The organism is Mesorhizobium sp. INR15 (genome assembly GCF_015500075.1).
Taxonomy (GTDB): domain Bacteria; phylum Pseudomonadota; class Alphaproteobacteria; order Rhizobiales; family Rhizobiaceae; genus Mesorhizobium.
Genome location: NZ_CP045496.1, coordinates 4,609,127 through 4,628,028 on the forward strand (window position 1 = coordinate 4,609,127; position 18,902 = coordinate 4,628,028).

Consider the following 18,902-nt stretch of genomic DNA (forward strand, 5'->3'; position numbering starts at 1 on the left):
ATCCCTTGAACCTTGCCAACCGGCATCATCTCGCATTTTGCATTGGCGCAACTGAAACCACTGGTGAAGCGCACCCGATTTGCGTATCACTCCGCCGCGCCAATGGAACCATTCCCATGTTCGAAGACCTTCAGCCTGCCCCCGCCGACAAGATTCTCGCCCTGATAGGCCTCTACCGCGCCGATCCTCGAACCAACAAGGTCGATCTCGGTGTTGGCGTCTACAAGGATCGCGACGGGAAAACGCCGGTGATGCGCGCCGTGCGCGAGGCCGAGAAGCGCCTGCTCCAGGGCCAGGATACCAAAACCTATCTCGGCCTTGCTGGCGATACCAGCTTCAACACGGTGATGGCAAAGCTCGCCTTTGGTCCGCAAGCCGACATGACGCGCATCCGCGCGGCGCAGGCACCAGGCGGCTCCGGCGCGCTGCGGCTTGTCGCCGAGCTGTTGAAGCGGACACGCGCCGATGCAACGATCTGGCTGTCGGACCCGACATGGCCGAACCACATGCCGGTCATGCGCGCCGCCGGCCTGCAGATTCGTGAGTATCCCTATTTCGACGCTGTGTCGGGTGCCGTTCGTTTCGACGACATGCTCGCTGCGTTGCGCACGGCGAAGGCCGGCGACGTCGTTCTGCTGCATGGCTGCTGCCACAATCCAACCGGCGCCAACCTCGACGCCAGGCAATGGGCCGAGGTTGCCGACCTCGTTGTCGAGCGCGGCTTGCTGCCCTTCGTCGACATTGCCTACCAAGGCTTTGGCGACGGCCTTGAGGCCGATGCTGTTGGCCTGCGCCTGCTGGCCGCGAAAGTGCCGGAAATGGTTGTCGCCTCCAGTTGCTCGAAGAATTTTGCCGTCTATCGCGACCGTGTCGGCGCGGCGATGATCCTTGCCAAGGACAGCGCGCAGGCGGATGTGGCGATGAGCCAGATCCTGTCGGCGGCACGCGTGATGTATTCGATGCCGCCGGACCACGGCGCGGCCGCCGTGCGCATCGTGCTTGAAGATGCCACCCTGCGCGCGGACTGGGAAGCCGAGCTCGAAGACATGCGCCTGCGCATGCTCAGGCTTCGCGTCGCCTTCGCCGAGGCGCTGCGGCGGCAGTCCAATTCCGACCGCTTCGATTTCGTCGCCAGCCATCGCGGCATGTTCTCCCGCCTTGGCCTGACGGAGGCACAGGTCGAGCGGCTGCGGACCGAGCATGCCGTTTACATGGTCGGCGACAGCCGCATCAACGTTGCCGGCCTGCCCGAGGACGGAATGGACGAACTCGCCAAGGCGATCGTCTCTGTCCTCGATTGAGGGTACCGGTGCCCCACAACTGTGGACAAGGCGCCCTCGCCGGCTGACAGCGTTGGCCGTGTGGCGGACCGCAAGGTAGCATCCGCCACATGACGCCATCGAAAGACATTTCCCGCCTGATCGAGATCATGGCGGCGCTGCGCGCGCCGAAAACTGGCTGCCCCTGGGATATCGAGCAGGATTTCTCGACCATCGCGCCTTACACGATCGAAGAAGCCTACGAAGTGGCGGACGCCATCGCGCGTGGCGACCTCGACGATCTGCGCGACGAACTCGGCGATCTCCTGCTGCAGGTCGTCTATCACGCGCAAATGGCTGAGGAGGCCGGCGAGTTCGCCTTCCCTGACGTGGTGCAAGCCATCACCACGAAAATGATCCGCCGCCACCCGCATGTCTTTGGCGACGAGAAGGCTCGCAGCGCCGGCATGGCCAAGGGCATGTGGGAAAAGATCAAGGCGCAGGAGAAGGCGGAGAAGCGGAGTGCCCGTCTCGCCCGGGGACTCGACCCAGAAGACAATGGCGCCGGCTTCCTGGACAGTGTGCCGGTGGCCCTGCCCGCTTTGACCCGGGCACTAAAACTTCAGGAGAAGGCCGCCCGCGTCGGCTTCGACTGGAGCGAAGCAGCGCCCATTCTCGACAAGATCGAGGAAGAAATCGGCGAATTGCGCGAGGCTCTCGCCAAGGGCGACACGGCTTCGATCAAGGATGAGTTTGGCGACATGCTGTTTGCCGTCGTCAATCTCGGCCGCCACCTCAAGCTGGATTCCGAGGCGGCGCTAAGTGGCACCAATGAGAAGTTCCGTTCGCGGTTTCACTATGTCGAACGGGCGCTGGACGCCTCCGGCAGCACACTTGAAAAGGCAACATTGGACGAGATGGAAGCGCTCTGGCAGCAGGCAAAGACCGCGAAGTAAGCGGTTTTATCCGTTGTTTTTACGATGCAATTTGCTTTCGATCTCGTCCCGCGCGCTGTGCGTGGCCTTCAGCGAGATGGTCACGCTGCCGTCCTCATTGTCTATGCGTGAGACGACATCACCGTTGCGATAGACCCAGTCGACAAGACCGAACTGTGCGGGCTCGATCGTCACTGTCAACGATTCCAGCTCGCCGGACATCCTCGTCTCGATAATCGCCTTGAGGGCGTCGATGCCTTCGCCGGTGATTGCCGATATCGCAACCGGAGGCGCTTTGCTGGCGTCGGCCCCATCGGCAAGCAACCGGGCCCGGTTGCCTTCGTCGAGCTGGTCGATCTTGTTCCAGACTTCGATGACGCGCTTGGTGTCGCTGGCATCAACGCCGAGATCGGCGAGAATGCGCTCGACATCCTCGGCCTGTGCCGAGGTGTCGGGGTCGGAAATGTCGCGCAGATGGATGACGAGATCGGCCTCGACCACCTCTTCCAGCGTGGCGCGGAATGCCGCGATCAGGTGGGTCGGCAGATCCGAGATGAAGCCGACCGTGTCCGAAAGAATGATCGGCGTGCCATGTGGTAGGCGCACGCGGCGCAATGTCGGATCAAGCGTGGCAAACAGCATGTCCTCGGCCAGCACGCCGGCTCCAGTCAGCCTGTTGAACAGCGTCGACTTGCCGGCGTTGGTGTAGCCGACGATCGCCACCACCGGGAACGGCACCTTCTTGCGCTTGGCGCGGTGCAGGTCGCGTGTGCGCCGCACCGTTTCCAGCTCGTGCTTCAGCTTGATGATTTTTTCCTGCAACTGCCGCCGATCGGATTCGATCTGGGTTTCGCCGGGGCCGCCGAGGAAGCCGGCGCCGCCGCGCTGACGCTCAAGATGGGTCCAACTGCGTACCAGCCGGCCCTTCTGATAGTTGAGATGGGCAAGCTCGACCTGCAGCGTGCCTTCCTTGGTGCGTGCGCGCTCGCCAAAGATTTCGAGGATCAGCCCGGTGCGGTCCAGCACCTTGGCGTTCATTTCCTTCTCGAGGTTGCGCTGCTGCACCGGCGTCAGCGGATGGTCGACGATGACCACTTCCGCATGGCCTTCCTTGACGATCTCGGCGAACTCGGCAACCTTGCCGCTGCCAAGCAAGGTTGCCGGGCGCGGATCGTTGACGGTCACCACCGCGGTATGGATCAGGTCAAGATTGATGGCGCGGGCAAGTCCGACTGCTTCGTCGCGACGGGCATCGGCTGAACGCGTCAGCCGGGGCCGGTTCGCCTCATCGTCGCTGCGCTGGTGGCGGGTAAGCACGGGCACAATGACAACGGCCCGGGTCGGACCTTTGGCTTCCGTCCCAGGCTGATGTGCTGATTTCCCACGGACGCCGCGGTCCGCGTCTGTCTCACGTGCCAATCAGGCGCCCTGGCTTTCCTCGCCATCGAACATCTGAACCGGCTGGCTCGGCATGATCGTGGAAATGGCGTGCTTGTAGACGAGCTGGGAGTGGCCGTCGCGGCGCAGCAGAACACAGAAATTGTCGAACGAAGTGACCACGCCGGTCAGCTTCACGCCGTTGATGAGAAAGATGGTGAGTGGGTTTTTGCTCTTGCGAACTGAATTCAGGAACAGGTCCTGAAGATTTTGCGATCGTTCCGCCATTGTTCTTGTCTTTCGCCGATCCCCTTCGGTTTGCAAGCCAATGCGCCAAATTAACGTGCGCATGTCAAGCTCGCAAACACCATCTTGCCGTCAGTAACGACAAGCAGAACGAGATATATTGATGTTCATTCCACCTGTGCGGTTATCAGGCTGGACTTTTTTCCGCAACGTCAAAAAAGGCCTGCCGCAACGAAAGTGTTATTGAGCCGGGGTGGCCGTTGGCCACAGGATCGCCGTCAATCGCCACGATCGGCATGGCAATCGTCGTTGCCGAACTCAAGAAAGCCTCGCGCGCGGCCTTGGCCTCGGCAACGGAAAAGCCGCGTTCCTCGATCTTCAGACCGAGCTTGGCAGCCACCTCGAACAAAGTGGTGCGGGTGATGCCGCGCAGGATGCCGTGTTCGGCCGATCGCGTGACCAGTACGCCGTCCCGGGTCACGATCCAGGCGTTTGATGAGCCGCCTTCGGTGACGTTGCCGTGGGGGTCGACAAACCAGGCTTCCTGGGCACCGGCTTCCTTGGCCTTTTGCTTGGCCAATACATTCGGCAACAGTCCCGTGGTCTTTATATCGACTCGGTCCCAACGATTTTCAGGCACGGTGATGACCTTTATACCGGTCTCTGCCCGCCTGGTGGCCACCATTGGATCGACCTTCCTGGCGGTGATCACCAGGGACGACTTGGTGTCAGCGGACGGAAATACAAAGTCACGGCTGGCGACGCCCCGCGTGACCTGGACATAGACAAGGCCGTCGAAGACATGATTGCGGTTGACCACCTCGCGCACGATCAGCGGCAACACGCCCGAGGTGACCGGCCAGCCGATCGACAGTTCCGTCAGGGACCGATTCAGCCGGGCGAGATGACGCGGCATATCGACGATAAAGCCGCGCGCCACCTCGCAGACCTCGTAGACACCGTCAGCGAACTGATAACCGCGGTCCTCGATGTGCACGGCGGCATCGGCATGAACGACATAGCGCCCGTTGACATAGGCAATACGTGGCATGGTAGTCCCTCAGGAAAGTCCCAGCTTTCTTAGGCGATTCCGTTGCTGGCGCCAACTCAACGAGCCTGGTTTCAAACATGGGAACTTTGAATTTTTCTTCGATTTTCCACCTCCGTCGCGATCCGCGGTTTCGGTGCATCGAAGAAGGATGCGGTCTCATCGGTCGACGATTGACCGGCCTTACCGCAAGGTTTTCAGCATCGTATGCCCATAAGCCACCAACGCGAACCCTCTAGGACTGGTCCACGCGATTGTTCATTACGCAAAAGGTCGGCTCGACTAACCTGCCCGCAACGAGTCTGTGAAAGGCATGAGCGTGAAGCGGGTACGATATTATATCGGCGTAGGCTTTCGAGGAGCGATTGATGCTGGTGACTATGCGATCGGTCGTACCCACGTCAACGTGTCCTACCCTGACGCTTTTATGATCGACTCTACGCCGTTCTTAGGTCGCCTTGAGTTACCTAAAACAAGCACCGTTTTTTGTGTCTCATGGGACGACTCAAACGGAAAGACACAGGCGCAATTCGATGGCCATGTCGAACGGCAGTTGCCGCTTTTCAAGGCTCTGAAGGCAATCAACCAACTGACGGATGCTTTCAAGTTGGTACGTCTGGGAAACTCTGAGGGATTGCATCTTCGCAGAGTTGGAACTGGGGACACACTATTTCACACGTGCTTAATCGACGGGATCGTGGACCCATTTGTCGTCAATCGACGGTTAGGGTATGAACCCGATGCGAAAGATCGCGCTGAAACGCAAGACCTTGCGAGTTCACATGTAGCAGGCGATACGGTTGCAATAGCCCGCCGTTACCTCGCATGCTTCGAACTGTTTGACCACGGATACTATTCAGAGGCCGTGATCGTCGGTCATGGAATACTAGACGACACCATTCAGGAACTAATAAATAGATCCTTGACAGATAAGGGTATAGATGAGCAAGAGGAGAGAAAGCTTATTTTGCGGGGAATTTCTTCAGATCGGATGAAGACTTTTTTAGGCCCGCTGTTAAAGCTACTGTCAGGAAAAAACCTTAGTGAAATTTGGTATGACGGGGCCAGCGCATTGGACTTCCTCAACAAGAAAAGAAACGCCATTGCTCATAATGGAGTGGTTGCGTCTCCCGCAGAAGCGGCGTTCTGCCTTTTCGCCTCGATGAAGATAATCGCGGTATTACATCATTCCGGACTCGTGGATGCCCCTATGCCACGCGGAATGTTTAGAACGGCTAGAAATCTGGCAGCCTGGTCTGTGCCAGATCGGCCTTCTTGGGTGTCAAAGCCTGGGGAAGAAGATCACGATCCTTTTGACTCGACCTACCCTTGAGAATCTGACCGCAACCGCCAATTGGCTGCACCCGACTCGCTGGACCAACTGTTATCAGACGCCCAGCGACTTCAGCTTGCGGTGAAGGGCGGAGCGCTCCATGCCGATGAACTCGGCCGTCTTCGAAATGTTGCCGCCGAAACGGTTGATCTGGGCGATCAGATAGTCCTTCTCGAACTGTTCGCGCGCCTCGCGCAGCGGCAGCGCCATGATGTGCTGGTCCGACTGGTTTGGCGTACGCGGCATGACATCGCCGATCTCGGACGGCAAAAGGTCAGCGGTGATCGGCGAATCGACATCGTCGCCACGCGCCAGGATCATCAGCCTTTCGACGTTGTTGCGCAGCTGGCGGACGTTGCCCGGCCAGTTGTGCGCCTGCAGCACCGCCAGCGCGTCGTCCCCAATACGGCGTGGCTTGATGCCGGCCTGGCGCGCGATCTGCTTCATGAAATTGTCGACGAGGTAGGGAATATCCTCGCGCCGCTCGGCCAGGCCCGGCACCATGACAGGAACCACCGCCAGGCGATGATAAAGATCTTCGCGGAAGCGCCCGTCGGCGATCATCGCTTCCAGGTTCTGCGAGGTCGAGGAGATGATACGAACATCGACCTTGACCCGTTTGGTGCCCCCCACCCGCTCGAACTGCTGCTCGACCAGAACGCGCAGGATCTTGTTTTGCGTTTCGCGCGGCATGTCAGCCACTTCGTCGATGTAGAGGATGCCGCGATGCGCCTCCTCCAGCGCGCCGACCTTGCGTTCGACGCCATTCGATTCGGTGCCGAAAAGCTCGATTTCCATACGCTCAGGCGTGATGTTGGCGGCGCTCAGCGTCACGAAGGGCGCGCCCTTGCGCGTCGACAACGTGTGGATGGCGCGCGCCGCCAGTTCCTTGCCCGACCCGGACGGGCCAATGATCATGACGCGGCTGTTGGTTGGCGCGACGCGCTCGATGGTCTGGCGCAGTTGGCTCATCGCCGACGACATGCCGATCAGGTCGAAGGTCTCGCCGCTGCGCTGCTTCAAATCCGAGACTTCGCGTTTCAGTTTCGAAGTCTCGAGCGCGCGCTCGGCAATGAGGATCAATCTGTCAGCCTTGAACGGCTTCTCGATGAAGTCATAGGCGCCACGGCGAATGGCCGATACCGCCGTTTCGATGTTGCCATGACCGGAGATCATCACCACCGGAAGGCTCGGATGCATCGTCTTGATCTCGTCCAGCAAGGCCAGCCCGTCCAGGCGCGAACCCTGCAGCCAGATGTCGAGGAAAATCAGGCGAGGCGCCCGGTCGGCGATTGCCGCGAGCGCGCTGTCGGCATCGAACGCCGTGCGGGTTTCATGACCTTCGTCGCTCAGGATACCAGCGACGAGTTCACGGATGTCTTCCTCGTCATCGACGATGAGAATATCAGACGCCATTACCGACCTTTTCAGTTTCTCGTTCGTTTGCCGCCCTGCCTTCGCCGCGAGAAGACGCGGTAGCCGCAGCGGCTGGCGGCAGAATGATGCTGATCATCGCACCCCGCCCACCGTGGAAATCCGCGGGTGCATCATGAAGTTCCAGCCTGCCGCCATGGTCCTCCACGATCTTCTTCACGATCGCGAGACCGAGCCCCGTGCCCTTCTCGCGCGTCGTCATATAGGGCTCGAGCAGCCGTTGGCGATTCTCGCGCGGCAAACCTTTGCCATTGTCGATGACGTCGATGCGAATCGCGCCATTCTGACGCCCGGCTTGAATCCGGATTATGCCGTCCGAACCATCCTTCTGTTCCAATCCGTCGATCGCTTCGGCGGCGTTCTTGATCACATTGCCGAAAGCCTGCGCCATCAGACGGCTGTCGAAGGTGCCTTTGAGCGGTTCGTTGCCGAAAACCCGTTCGAATGTGATGTCGGCGCGGCTGACTTCGACGAGGAACGAGGCCTCGCGCAGTGATTCGCGCAGGTCGATCGCCTTCATCTCCGGCTTGGGCATGCGGGCGAAAGCCGAGAATTCATCGACCATACGGCCGATGTCCTCGACCTGTCGGATGATGGTGTCGGTGCACTGGTCGAAAACCTCGCGGTCCTCGGTGATGACCTTGCCGTAGCGGCGCTTGATACGCTCAGCCGAAAGCTGGATCGGTGTCAGCGGGTTCTTGATTTCGTGAGCGATGCGCCGTGCCACGTCGGCCCAGGCTGACGAGCGCTGCGCCTGAACCAGATCGGTAATGTCGTCGACCGTGACGACGTAGGACTTTTCCTCGGTACCGTCGTCGCCGGCCTCGATGGTGATCTGCACGTTGAAAGTCCGTTCAGCGCCGGCTCGGTAGAAGGTCACCTGCTCGCGATAGACGGGCTTGCCGGACTTCCGGCCGATCTCGAAAACGCGGCCGACATGCGGCAGCACGGCGGACAGGTTCTGCCCGAGGGCCGCATCGGCGGAGATGGCCAGCATTGTCTCCGCCGAACGGTTGACAATGGTTACGATGCCATAGGGATCGACACCGATGACGCCGGCGGTGACGCCCGCGAGCACCGCTTCGGAGAACCGCCGCCGCTCGTCGATCAGATCCTTGGCCGACAGGATCTCGTTGCGCTGGGACTTCAGTTCCAGCAGCATCTTGTTGAACGTATCACCAAGCGAAGCGACGTCGCCATCGGAGGGCCTGACGGCGACGGCGACATCGAGATTGCCGGTCGCGACCTCGTCAGCGGCGCCAATAAGCTGACGAATCGGCCGCACCAGGCGGTCGGCGACCGCAATACCGGTCCAGATGGCGGACAGGATGATGATCAGCGTCAGTGACAGGTAAGGAAGCGCGAAGGCCACCTGCGAGGTGCGGCGATTGTCCTCGAGCCCGCGATATTCGTCCGTGTTGGACCTGACGATCTGCCGCGCCTTGATCACTTCGGGGTCAACCAGGCGAATTGTGTAGAGATAGAGGCCTTCGATCTCGCGCAGCTTGACGATGGCGCCCATGATGTTGCGGGTCTTGGGTTCAATCAGAACGGTCCTGCCGTCGGCGGCGCTGTTGACGGCGCCTTCGGGTGGCTCCGGCATGGAAAAATCGGCATCGGTCTTGGCGCTCATGACAAAAGAGCCGTCTGCCTTGACCAACGCCGCGTGAGCCAGCGATCGGCCCGCGGCCTCCTTGTTCATCAGGTCGAGAAAGCCTGTCCGATCAAGCCCGTAGAGCGTGCGCGACGCGTCAAGATCATAGGCCATCGACAGGGTCGTGCCCTGAAGATTGCGGGCGTTTTCCTGGACATAGGCATCGGCGATCGACAGCGACGAATTGACGATCGTCTTGGTGCGTATCTCGAACCAGCGGTCGAGGCCGATGTCGAGCGTGATAGACGCGATGATGGCCACCATGATCGCGGGAATGGCGGCGACCAGCGCGAACATCGCCACGATGCGCACATGCAGCCGCGACGCAGCCTTGCCGTGCCGGCGCGCCATGAGGATGCGGTGCACTTCGCGGCCAACCAGGGCGATGAGAAACAGGACGAAGGCGGCATTGAGCGCGATCAACGCCAGCGTCGTCGACTCGTTTGGGGTAATCGGCGTCGCACCGACAAGAATGGCGAACGAGATCGCCGCCGTCACCAGCGCGCCGCCCACCGCAACCACGCCCGGCAACGCAAGCAGCCGGCGTCCTTCCCTCGCGCTGGGTTCGCTGAAAAGCGGTTCGTTGAGTGAGGGTGCCTGGAGAGCCATGTCGCCGTCTTGAGCCAATGATTGCGTCGGATGTATGCAACGCATTGTGGCGATTATGCAACAAGTGTGGCCGAGACGGAAATCTTTCGGCGATCGATCCCCCGGAAAAGGACCTGACCCAGGTCAAGGGTCAGGACTGCCGCGACGATTTGTAGACATTGACGCCAAGTTCGCGAATCTTCTTGCGCAGCGTGTTGCGGTTGAGCCCCAGCAATTCCGCGGCCTTGATCTGATTGCCGCGGGTTGCGGTCATTGAGGCAAGGACGAGCGGATACTCGACCTCGGACAAAATACGCTGATAAAGACCTGCTGGCGGCAATTCGCCGGCAAACGACGCAAAGTAACGTTGCAGAAAATGCTCGACCGCCTGGCCGATGGACAGGTCGTCGGGAATGAGGTTGCCGCCACCTGGAACGACCGGCCGTTCGCCGGTCTTCAGCTCCGCTTCAATGATTTCGGCGGAGATCTCGTCCTGCGAATAGAGTGCGGCCAGCCGACGGATAAGATTTTCCAGCTCGCGCACATTGCCCGGCCATGGGTAGCGCTTCATCAATTCGATGCCGCCGGTGGAAATGCGCTTGGTCTGCAAGCCTTCCAACGCGCCGAGCTTGAAGAAGTGGCGGACGAGGTCTGGAACGTCCTCGGAGCGCTCGCGCAGCGCCGGAAGCCTGAGCGGCACGACATTCAGGCGGTAGAAGAGATCCTCGCGGAACAGTCCCTGGTTGATCAGGGTGCGCAGGTCCTTGTTGGTGGCGGCGACGATGCGAACATCGGTCTTGATCGGCGTGCGCCCGCCGACAGTCGTGTACTCGCCCTGCTGCAGGACGCGCAGCAGCCGCGTCTGTGCCTCCATCGGCATGTCGCCGATCTCATCGAGGAACAGCGTGCCGCCCTCGGCCTGTTCGAAGCGGCCGGTGGAGCGGTTCTGCGCGCCGGTGAAGGCGCCCTTCTCGTGGCCGAACAGTTCCGATTCGATCAAATCGCGCGGGATTGCCGCCATGTTGATGGCCACGAACGGACCGCCACGGCGGCGGCCATATTCGTGCAGCGCGCGTGCCACCAGTTCCTTGCCGGTACCGGACTCGCCGGAAATCATCACCGTCAGGTCGGTCTGCATCATGCGCGCCAGCATGCGGTAGATGTCCTGCATGGCCGCCGAGCGGCCAACCAGCGGCATCGCGTCGGGCTGTTCTTCCGGCCGTGTATCGATCTTCGGCCGCCTCGGCTCCGAAAGCGCCCGGTTGACGATGTTGAGGAGTTCGGTGAGATCGAACGGCTTCGGCAGATATTCGTAGGCGCCGGTCTCGGAGGCGCGAATCGCGGTCATGAACGTGTTCTGAGCGCTCATGACGATAACCGGCAGTTCCGGCCGCGCCTTCTTGATGCGCGGCAGCATGTCGAAAGCGTTCTCGTCCGGCATCACCACGTCGGTGATGACCAGGTCCCCTTCGCCCGCCGCCACCCAACGCCACAGCGTCGAGGCGTTGGAAGTCACCCGCACCTCATGGCCGACGCGTGAAAGCGCCTGATTGAGGACAGTGCGGATCGCCGCATCGTCGTCTGCGACCAGAATGTTGCCGCGAACAGTCATTTGCGGTCTCCTTCGCCTTCGTCATCGGCGCCGTATGGCACTTCTTTCCAGGCCGGCATCAGGATGCGGAACGTGGTCCCGCGTGGTGTCGAATCGCATTCGATGATGCCGCCGTGCTCGCCGACGATCTTGGCGACCAGCGCCAGCCCCAGCCCCGAACCGTTCGGCTTGGTGGTGATGAAAGGATCGAACAGGATCGGCAGGATGTCTTCGGAAACTCCGGAACCGTTGTCGCGCACGCAAAACTCCAGCGGCAGCGAGACACGGTCCTGGGTTCCCGGCACCGAAACGCGGATGCCCGGCCGGAACGCGGTCGACAGGATGATCTCGCCCTGCGGATCGCTGCCGATCGCCTCGGCGGCATTCTTGACCAGGTTGAGGAACACCTGGATCAGCTGGTCGCGGTTGGCAAACACCGGAGGCAGTGAAGGATCATAATCCTCCAATATCTTGATTCTCCTGGCAAAACCGTTCTTCGCAATTGCCTTCACGTGATCAAGAACAACGTGGATATTGACAGGATAGCGATCGATCGGCCGCTCGTCGGAAAACACTTCCATGCGGTCAACCAGCGACACGATACGGTCGGTCTCGTCGGTGATCAGGCGCGTCAGCGCTCGGTCCTCGTCGGACGCAGAAAGTTCCAGCAACTGGGCGGCGCCACGGATGCCGGAAAGCGGGTTCTTGATCTCATGGGCAAGCATCGCGGCAAGACCAGTCACCGAGCGCGCGGCACCGCGATGCGTCATCTGCCGGTCGATCTTGTCGGCCATCGAGCGTTCCTGGAACATCACCACGACCGCACCGGGAAATTCCGGCACCGGCGCAACGTAGAGATCGACGACCTTCTCGATGCCAAGCCGCGGCGAAGACACGTCGACCCGGTATTCGTTAACCGGAGCCAGGCGCTCGCGCACCTGATCGACCAGAGTCAAAAGCGGGCTGCCAAAAGGGATCAGCTTGGACAGCGTGTTGCGGGCAAGCATGGTGGCGCTTGAGCGGAAAAAGTCCTCGGCGTCGGCGTTGGCGAAGGTGATGAAGCCATCCGGGTTGATCATGATCACCGGACGGCGGATTGTGTTGAGCACGATCTGGGCGGCATTCGCCATCTCGGGCACTTGGGCAATGGTGGCGTTCATGCTGCGCTCCGCAGGTTCACTGTCCGCGGCTCGCTCGAAAACACCTCGCGCAGCAAGGCGATGACGCGGGCAGGCTCGAATGCGGTGAGGACGGCCTTGCGCTGATCGTCGGCAACGCCGGCGGCATGACGATCGAGATACCAGCCAAGATGCTTGCGGGCCTGACGCAGGCCGCTTTCGACACCGTACAGCGCCAACATGTCTTCGTAGTGGGCAATGACATAGTCAGCCAACGCGTGTTCACGGTCGGGCAAGCCAAGCACGGGCTCTTCTCGCGCTGCCGCGGCGATGCTGCCAGCAATCCAGGGCGCGCCATAATGCGCGCGGCCGATCATCACCGCATCGGCGCCGGACTGTTCAAGGATCATGGCTGCCTCCGCCGGCGAACCGACATCGCCATTGGCGACGACCGGGATGGACACGGCCTCCTTGACGCGGGCTATGGCAAGCCAATCGGCCTTGCCCTGATAGAACTGGCAGCGCGTGCGGCCATGGATCGTTACCATCCTGACGCCGGCCTCCTCGGCACGGCGCGCAAGAGAGGGAGCGTTCAGCGCGCCTTCATCCCAGCCGAGCCGCATCTTCACCGTCACCGGCACATCCACGGCACCAACCACCGCATCGATCAGCGACAAAGCGTGATCAAGATCGCGCATCAGCGCCGATCCGGCATAGCCGCCTGTCACCTTTTTCGCGGGGCAGCCCATGTTGATGTCGATGATGTCGGCGCCCTCACCAGCGGCGATACGCGCACCCTCGGCCATATGAACCGCTTCGCGGCCGGCAAGCTGAACCATGTGGACAGGCAGCCCGGAATGACGGATGCGCAGATCAAAACCCGCCCTGCCCTTGGCAAGCTCGCCGCTCGCTACCATTTCCGATACCACCAGTCCCGCGCCATGCGCATGCGCGCGCCGCCGGAACGGCTCGTCGGTTATTCCAGACATCGGCGCCAGAAAGACTCGATTGCGGATTCTTACCCCGCCGACGTCCAACGGCGCGGCCAATTTGTTCAGGTCAGGCATGCACAAAAACCAAGCATGTTTAATTGCTGCACATTCTCTAGCCAGAACCAGTGCAATGTGCAACGCGGAATGACGCCACATTAAGGCGCATTTGGGAAAATGCTGGCCTTCGGCTTTGGCCGCGACTAAGGCACTGACCATGACTGATGCAAGTGAAACTTCGGCCATGAATGACAAGGTAGCCGTGGTTATCGTCGCGGCCGGCCGCGGCGCGCGCGCCGGTCAGGCCAATGGGCCGAAGCAATATCAAAACATCGGTGGCCGCGCCGTCATCGCGCGCACACTTGAGACATTCCTGGCCCATCCGCGAACCGGCTCCGTGATTGTCGCCATTCATGCTGACGACCATGAGTTGTTTCAACTCGCGGCAGGCGCCAGCGCGGTACGGGTCACTGCCATTATTGGCGGCGCGACGAGACAGGAGTCCGTGCGCCTTGGCCTGCTCGCGTTGAGAAGCCACGCACCGAGCCGGGTGCTTGTGCACGATGCGGTTCGTCCGTTCGTCGATGCCGAGCTGATTGACCGAACGATCGCGGCGATCGGCGAACGCGAAGGCGCGCTGCCCGCCCTGCCCGTAGCAGATACGCTGAAGCGCGAGTCGGCCTCCGGTGTGGTCGGCGAAACCGTCTCCAGGAATGGGCTTCACGCGGCGCAAACGCCTCAGGGTTTCCCGTTCTGGCCGATCCTGGCCGCGCATGAGAAAGCCCATCATCTGGGGAAAGCCGATTTTACCGACGATGCGGCAATCGCCGAATGGGCACATATTCCGGTAAAGATCGTTCCGGGCTCTCCCGACAACTTCAAACTCACCTGGGCACGGGACATCGCGATGGCGGACCAGCGACTTTCCGGCGAGCGCATGCGCTTTCCTGACATCCGGACCGGCAATGGCTACGACGTCCATGCGTTCGAACCCGGCGATCATGTCACGCTGTGTGGTGTCGCCATTGCGCACGACAAGAAACTGTCAGGCCATTCGGACGCCGATGTTGGCCTCCACGCGTTGACTGATGCGCTGTTGGCGACCTGCGGCGCCGGGGACATCGGCACGCATTTTCCGCCGTCCGATCCGCAATGGAAGGGTGCTGCCTCGCGGATATTCGTCGAGCATGCGGCCAAGCTGGTGCGTGAACGTGGCGGCCGTATCGCCAATGCCGACGTCACGCTGATCTGCGAGGCCCCGCGCGTTGGCCCGCATCGTGAGGCGATGACCGTGACGCTTTCCGAAATGCTGGGGATTTCGCGGGACCGCATCTCGATCAAGGCGACCACCAACGAGAAGCTCGGCTTTGTCGGGCGCGAGGAAGGCATAGCTGCCATCGCTACCGCCAGCGTCGCCTTTCCCGGTGAGATACCGGAATGAGCAACGGCGAGTTGGCAAATGCACTGTTTCAGGCCTGCCAACAGCGTGGCATAATGCTGGCGACGGCGGAGAGCTGCACCGGCGGCATGATCATCGCCGCGCTGACCGACATCGCCGGTTCTTCGGCCGTGGTCGATCGCGGCTTCATCACCTATTCCAACGAGGCCAAGATGGAGATGCTTGGTGTTTCAGCGGCCACGCTGAAAGCGCACGGCGCGGTGTCGCGCGAAACGGCGCTCGAGATGGCGGCCGGTGCCCTTGCACGCTCGCGCGCCGGATTGACGCTGGCTGTCACCGGCATCGCCGGCCCTGGCGGTGGTTCGGTGGAAAAACCCGTCGGCCTGGTCTGGTTCGGTCTCGCCTTGAATGATCGACCCGTTGCAGCCGAGCGTATGCTCTTCGCCGACAAGGGCCGTGACTCAATCCGTCAGGACACAGTCAGTCACGCGCTGCAACTCGCTCTCAACGCACTTCGGCAGTCTTGAAAATCGGGGGTAGTCTGCAAAGTCAGCGATAGTCTGGAAAGTCAGGAAACCGGGTTCGTCCCGTAGATGACGTCGGCACGCTTCTCGAAGGCCTCGGCGAACATGCGGAAAGCGCGATCGAACATGGTTCCCATCACCGCGCCCAGAATGCGGCTCTTGAATTCATAGTCGATGAAGAAGCGCACGTTGCAGCCGCCGACAGCCGGTTCGAACCGCCATACATTGCTCAGATATTTGAACGGGCCATCGATGTATCGGACGTCGATGGTATTCTCGTCGGGCTTGAGCAGCACCTGCGTGCTGAACGTCTCGCGGATCGCCTTGTAGCCGACGCTCATGTCGGCGACGAGCATGGTTCGCCCCTCGCGTTCCTTGCGCGAACGCACTGTCAGGGACTCGCAAAGCGGCAGGAATTGCGGGTAGGCCTCGATATCGGCGACCAGCGCGAACATCTGCTCCGGCGTGTGGGCAACGCGGCGGGTGGCTTCGAATTTCGGCATGAACCGGCGTCAGGCCGATTTCTTGAGGAACGCTTCCCGCGCCGCGCGCAGCTTGGCGAAATCGTCGCCGGCGTGATGCGACGAGCGCGTCAGCGGGCTCGACGCCACCAGCAGAAAGCCCTTGGTCCGACCGATTGTCTCGAAGGATTTGAACTCCTCCGGCGTGACGAAACGGATCACCGGATGGTGCTTCTTCGATGGCTGCAGATATTGGCCAATGGTCATGAAGTCGACATTGGCCGAACGCAGGTCGTCCATCAGTTGCAGGATTTCGTTCCGCTCCTCACCCAGGCCCACCATGATGCCGGACTTGGTGAAGATCGACGGGTCAAGTTCCTTGACCCGCTGCAGCAGCCTGATCGAGTGGAAATAACGGGCGCCTGGCCGAACCGTCAGATAGTTCGACGGCACGGTTTCGAGATTGTGGTTGAAGACATCGGGCTTAGCCGCCACGACGATCTCCAGCGCGCCTTCCTTGCGCAGGAAGTCAGGCGTCAGGATTTCGATCGTCGTCAGGGGCGTCGCTGCCCTGATCGCACGGATGACTTCGGCGAAATGGCGCGCGCCGCCGTCGGCGAGATCGTCGCGGTCGACCGAAGTGATAACGACATGGCTCAGGCCCATCTGCTTGACGGCATGGGCGACGCGCGCCGGCTCGTCCGGATCAAGGGCAGTCGGGATGCCGGTGGCGACATTGCAGAACGCACAAGCGCGCGTGCAAATCTCGCCCATGATCATGAAGGTGGCGTGCTTCTTTTCCCAGCACTCGCCGATGTTGGGGCAGCCGGCCTCTTCACACACCGTCACCAGCTTGTGCGACTTCACAATCTCGCGCGTCTCGGCATAGCCCTTCGACACTGGCGCCTTGACGCGGATCCAGTCGGGCTTGCGCAGCACATCCTGATCGGGCTTGTGCGCCTTCTCCGGGTGCCGCAGGCGCGGTGCGTTGGCGATCGTATCGAGAACAGTGACCATCGGAAAACCTGGTTCATTCGCGAGTTCCTCTCGGACACTCGCCTTCACAACGTCATCTAAGACTTTTCAACGCAAAGAAAAAGGCCGTCGCGGCGCATGCCGCAACAGCCCTTTTTGCATAGCGAATGTTTAGCCGCGTTAACGGCGAACCATGCGACCAACGGCGATCAGCAGACAGGCGCCGATGAAGCCGGTGATCAGATAGGCTGTCCAGCCCACGCCGAACGGGTCGAAGTGCAGCGCATTCAGGATGGCGTTCAACACGACCGCGCCGATGATGCCCAGAATTATGTTCATGAAGATGCCGGTGTTGCTCTTCATGACCATTTCGGCGAACCAGCCCGCCAGACCGCCGATAATGATGGCTGCGATCCAGCCCACTCCATTCACGTCCATATGCCCTCTCCTTCAATGAGTGAAAATGCGTCCGGAAACGAGTTACCCCGCCGTTGAGTTCCACCGACTCTGGCGTGATCAATTTTATCACGCGTTCAGCGCGCGGCCATAGGCGTCCAGCACGCTTTCTTTCATCATTTCCGACAGCGTCGGATGCGGGAAGATCGTGTGCATCAACTCTTCCTCGGTGGTCTCGAGGTTCATCGCCACGACAAAACCCTGGATCAGTTCGGTCACTTCGGCGCCGACCATATGGGCGCCGAGCAACTGGCCCGTCTTCTTGTCGAAAATAGTTTTGATGAAACCCTGGTCCTCGCCGAGCGCAATGGCCTTGCCGTTGGCGGCGAACTGGAAGCGCCCGACGCGGATGTCCTTGCCTTCGGCCTTCGCCTTTGCTTCCGTCAGGCCGACCGAGGCGACCTGCGGATTGCAGTAGGTGCAGCCCGGTATCTTCAGCTTGTCGATGGCATGCGCGCCGGGGAAATTGGCGATCTTTTCGACACAGACGACACCTTCATGCTCAGCCTTGTGGGCGAGCATGGGCGGGCCGGCAACATCGCCGATCGCATAGATGCCTGGCACATTGGTCTTGCCGTAGCCATCGACGACAATGCAGCCACGCTCGGTCTTCACGCCAAGCGTTTCAAGACCAAGACCCTCGATGTTGCCCTGCACGCCGACGGCCGAGATCATGCGGTCGGCGGTGATCTTCTCGACCTTGCCATCCTTCATTTCGACATGCGCGGTGACCGAGTTGGCACCCTTTTCGACTTTGGTCACCTTGGCTTCGAGGATGATCTTCATGCCTTGCTTCTCGAACTGCTTCTGCGCGAATTTCGAGACCTCGGCATCCTCGACCGGCATCACCGCCGGCAACAATTCGACCACTGTCACCTCGGCGCCCATGGTGCGATAGAACGAGGCGAATTCGATGCCGATGGCGCCCGAGCCCATCACCAGCAGCGACTTCGGCATCTCCTTGGGCACCATCGCCTCGAAATAGGTCCAGATTAGCTTGCCATCGGGCTCGATGCCGGGCAGCGCGCGCGGCCTGGCGCCGGTCGCCAGGATGATGTGCTTGGCGGTGTAGGTGCCCTCTCCCTTGACGCCCTTTGGCACCGGAGGCTGCGGCTCCATCGGCTTCTTTGCTGTGTTGGAAACAATGATTTCACCTGGCTTGGAGAGCTTCGCTTCACCCCAGATCACGTCGACCTTGTTCTTCTTCATCAGGAAGGAAACGCCGCCATTGAGCCGCAGCGAAACCTTTCTGGAGCGGTCGACGACGGCAGCCGTGTCAACGCTGACCTTGCCGTCGAGCTTCAGGCCATAGTCCTTCAAGTGATCCGAATAGTGCATGATCTCGGCCGAGCGCAGCAATGCCTTGGTCGGAATGCAGCCCCAGTTGAGGCAGATGCCGCCGAGATGCTCGCGCTCGACGATCGCCGTCTTGAAGCCGAGCTGAGCTGAACGCACCGCGGTGACATAGCCGCCGGGACCGGAGCCGATGATGATGACGTCGTAATTCTCAGCCAC

The 18,902-nt window shown here is 60.9% G+C and carries 17 protein-coding genes; 5 read left to right on the forward strand and 12 right to left on the reverse strand.

Annotated elements, in window-relative coordinates:
• Positions 1 to 116 precede the first annotated feature (116 nt).
• Together GA829_RS22405 and mazG are read left to right on the forward strand one after the other, a co-directional pair.
• Entirely contained in the window at positions 117 to 1,301 is a 1,185-nt protein-coding gene (locus GA829_RS22405) for an amino acid aminotransferase (protein WP_195174814.1), read from the forward strand.
• 89 nt (positions 1,302 to 1,390) lie between these two features.
• Complete coding sequence (gene mazG, locus GA829_RS22410; RefSeq protein ID WP_195174815.1) at positions 1,391 to 2,215, forward strand: nucleoside triphosphate pyrophosphohydrolase; 825 nt, start codon at positions 1,391 to 1,393, stop codon at positions 2,213 to 2,215.
• A gap of 6 nt (positions 2,216 to 2,221) precedes the next feature.
• Here mazG and hflX read toward each other — a convergent pair whose 3' ends face one another.
• The 3 genes from hflX to GA829_RS22425 form a co-directional block, all read right to left on the reverse strand.
• A complete protein-coding gene (gene hflX / locus GA829_RS22415) occupies positions 2,222 to 3,613 on the reverse strand; it encodes a GTPase HflX (RefSeq protein WP_195174816.1) in 1,392 nt (463 codons plus the stop codon).
• Positions 3,614 to 3,859 (reverse strand): RNA chaperone Hfq, encoded by a 246-nt coding sequence (gene hfq / locus GA829_RS22420; protein WP_006202172.1) that lies wholly within the window; start codon positions 3,857 to 3,859, stop codon positions 3,614 to 3,616.
• 145 nt (positions 3,860 to 4,004) lie between these two features.
• Positions 4,005 to 4,868, reverse strand: a complete 864-nt coding sequence (locus GA829_RS22425; protein ID WP_195174817.1) for a D-amino-acid transaminase — start codon at positions 4,866 to 4,868, stop codon at positions 4,005 to 4,007.
• A gap of 310 nt (positions 4,869 to 5,178) precedes the next feature.
• Between GA829_RS22425 and GA829_RS22430 the strand changes: the two genes are divergently transcribed.
• Positions 5,179 to 6,198, forward strand: coding sequence for a hypothetical protein (locus tag GA829_RS22430; RefSeq protein WP_195174818.1), 1,020 nt, complete (start codon positions 5,179 to 5,181; stop codon positions 6,196 to 6,198).
• A 54-nt stretch (positions 6,199 to 6,252) separates the two neighbouring features.
• Here GA829_RS22430 and ntrX read toward each other — a convergent pair whose 3' ends face one another.
• The 5 genes from ntrX to dusB all read right to left on the reverse strand — a co-directional run bounded on the left by ntrX (position 6,253) and on the right by dusB (position 13,650).
• On the reverse strand, positions 6,253 to 7,614 hold the full coding sequence (ntrX, locus tag GA829_RS22435) for a nitrogen assimilation response regulator NtrX (protein WP_195174819.1): 1,362 nt from the start codon (positions 7,612 to 7,614) through the stop codon (positions 6,253 to 6,255).
• On the reverse strand, positions 7,604 to 9,895 hold the full coding sequence (locus tag GA829_RS22440; protein WP_195174820.1) for a sensor histidine kinase NtrY-like: 2,292 nt from the start codon (positions 9,893 to 9,895) through the stop codon (positions 7,604 to 7,606). Before GA829_RS22440 ends, ntrX begins: the two co-directional genes overlap by 11 nt.
• A gap of 130 nt (positions 9,896 to 10,025) precedes the next feature.
• A complete protein-coding gene (ntrC, locus tag GA829_RS22445; protein ID WP_195174821.1) occupies positions 10,026 to 11,486 on the reverse strand; it encodes a nitrogen regulation protein NR(I) in 1,461 nt (486 codons plus the stop codon).
• The gene (locus GA829_RS22450) at positions 11,483 to 12,625 is read right to left on the reverse strand and encodes a two-component system sensor histidine kinase NtrB (protein ID WP_195174822.1); all 1,143 of its coding nucleotides are present in this window, start codon (positions 12,623 to 12,625) and stop codon (positions 11,483 to 11,485) included. Before GA829_RS22450 ends, ntrC begins: the two co-directional genes overlap by 4 nt.
• On the reverse strand, positions 12,622 to 13,650 hold the full coding sequence (gene dusB / locus GA829_RS22455; protein WP_195174823.1) for a tRNA dihydrouridine synthase DusB: 1,029 nt from the start codon (positions 13,648 to 13,650) through the stop codon (positions 12,622 to 12,624). The genes GA829_RS22450 and dusB overlap by 4 nt, the downstream gene beginning before the upstream one ends.
• 139 nt (positions 13,651 to 13,789) lie before the next feature.
• Between dusB and GA829_RS22460 the strand changes: the two genes are divergently transcribed.
• Both GA829_RS22460 and GA829_RS22465 read left to right on the forward strand, forming a co-directional pair.
• Entirely contained in the window at positions 13,790 to 15,013 is a 1,224-nt protein-coding gene (locus tag GA829_RS22460; RefSeq protein WP_195174824.1) for a bifunctional 2-C-methyl-D-erythritol 4-phosphate cytidylyltransferase/2-C-methyl-D-erythritol 2,4-cyclodiphosphate synthase, read from the forward strand.
• Positions 15,010 to 15,498, forward strand: coding sequence for a CinA family protein (locus GA829_RS22465; protein ID WP_195174825.1), 489 nt, complete (start codon positions 15,010 to 15,012; stop codon positions 15,496 to 15,498). The genes GA829_RS22460 and GA829_RS22465 overlap by 4 nt, the downstream gene beginning before the upstream one ends.
• A 41-nt stretch (positions 15,499 to 15,539) precedes the next feature.
• Here GA829_RS22465 and GA829_RS22470 read toward each other — a convergent pair whose 3' ends face one another.
• From GA829_RS22470 to lpdA, 4 genes are all read right to left on the reverse strand, one after another.
• On the reverse strand, positions 15,540 to 15,998 hold the full coding sequence (locus GA829_RS22470) for a type II toxin-antitoxin system RatA family toxin (protein WP_195174826.1): 459 nt from the start codon (positions 15,996 to 15,998) through the stop codon (positions 15,540 to 15,542).
• 9 nt (positions 15,999 to 16,007) lie between these two features.
• Positions 16,008 to 16,973: a lipoyl synthase gene (gene lipA / locus GA829_RS22475; protein ID WP_195174827.1), complete on the reverse strand. Its 966-nt coding sequence runs from the start codon at positions 16,971 to 16,973 to the stop codon at positions 16,008 to 16,010.
• 138 nt (positions 16,974 to 17,111) lie between these two features.
• Positions 17,112 to 17,369, reverse strand: a complete 258-nt coding sequence (locus GA829_RS22480; protein ID WP_195174828.1) for a GlsB/YeaQ/YmgE family stress response membrane protein — start codon at positions 17,367 to 17,369, stop codon at positions 17,112 to 17,114.
• A gap of 87 nt (positions 17,370 to 17,456) precedes the next feature.
• A complete protein-coding gene (gene lpdA / locus GA829_RS22485; RefSeq protein ID WP_195174829.1) occupies positions 17,457 to 18,902 on the reverse strand; it encodes a dihydrolipoyl dehydrogenase in 1,446 nt (481 codons plus the stop codon).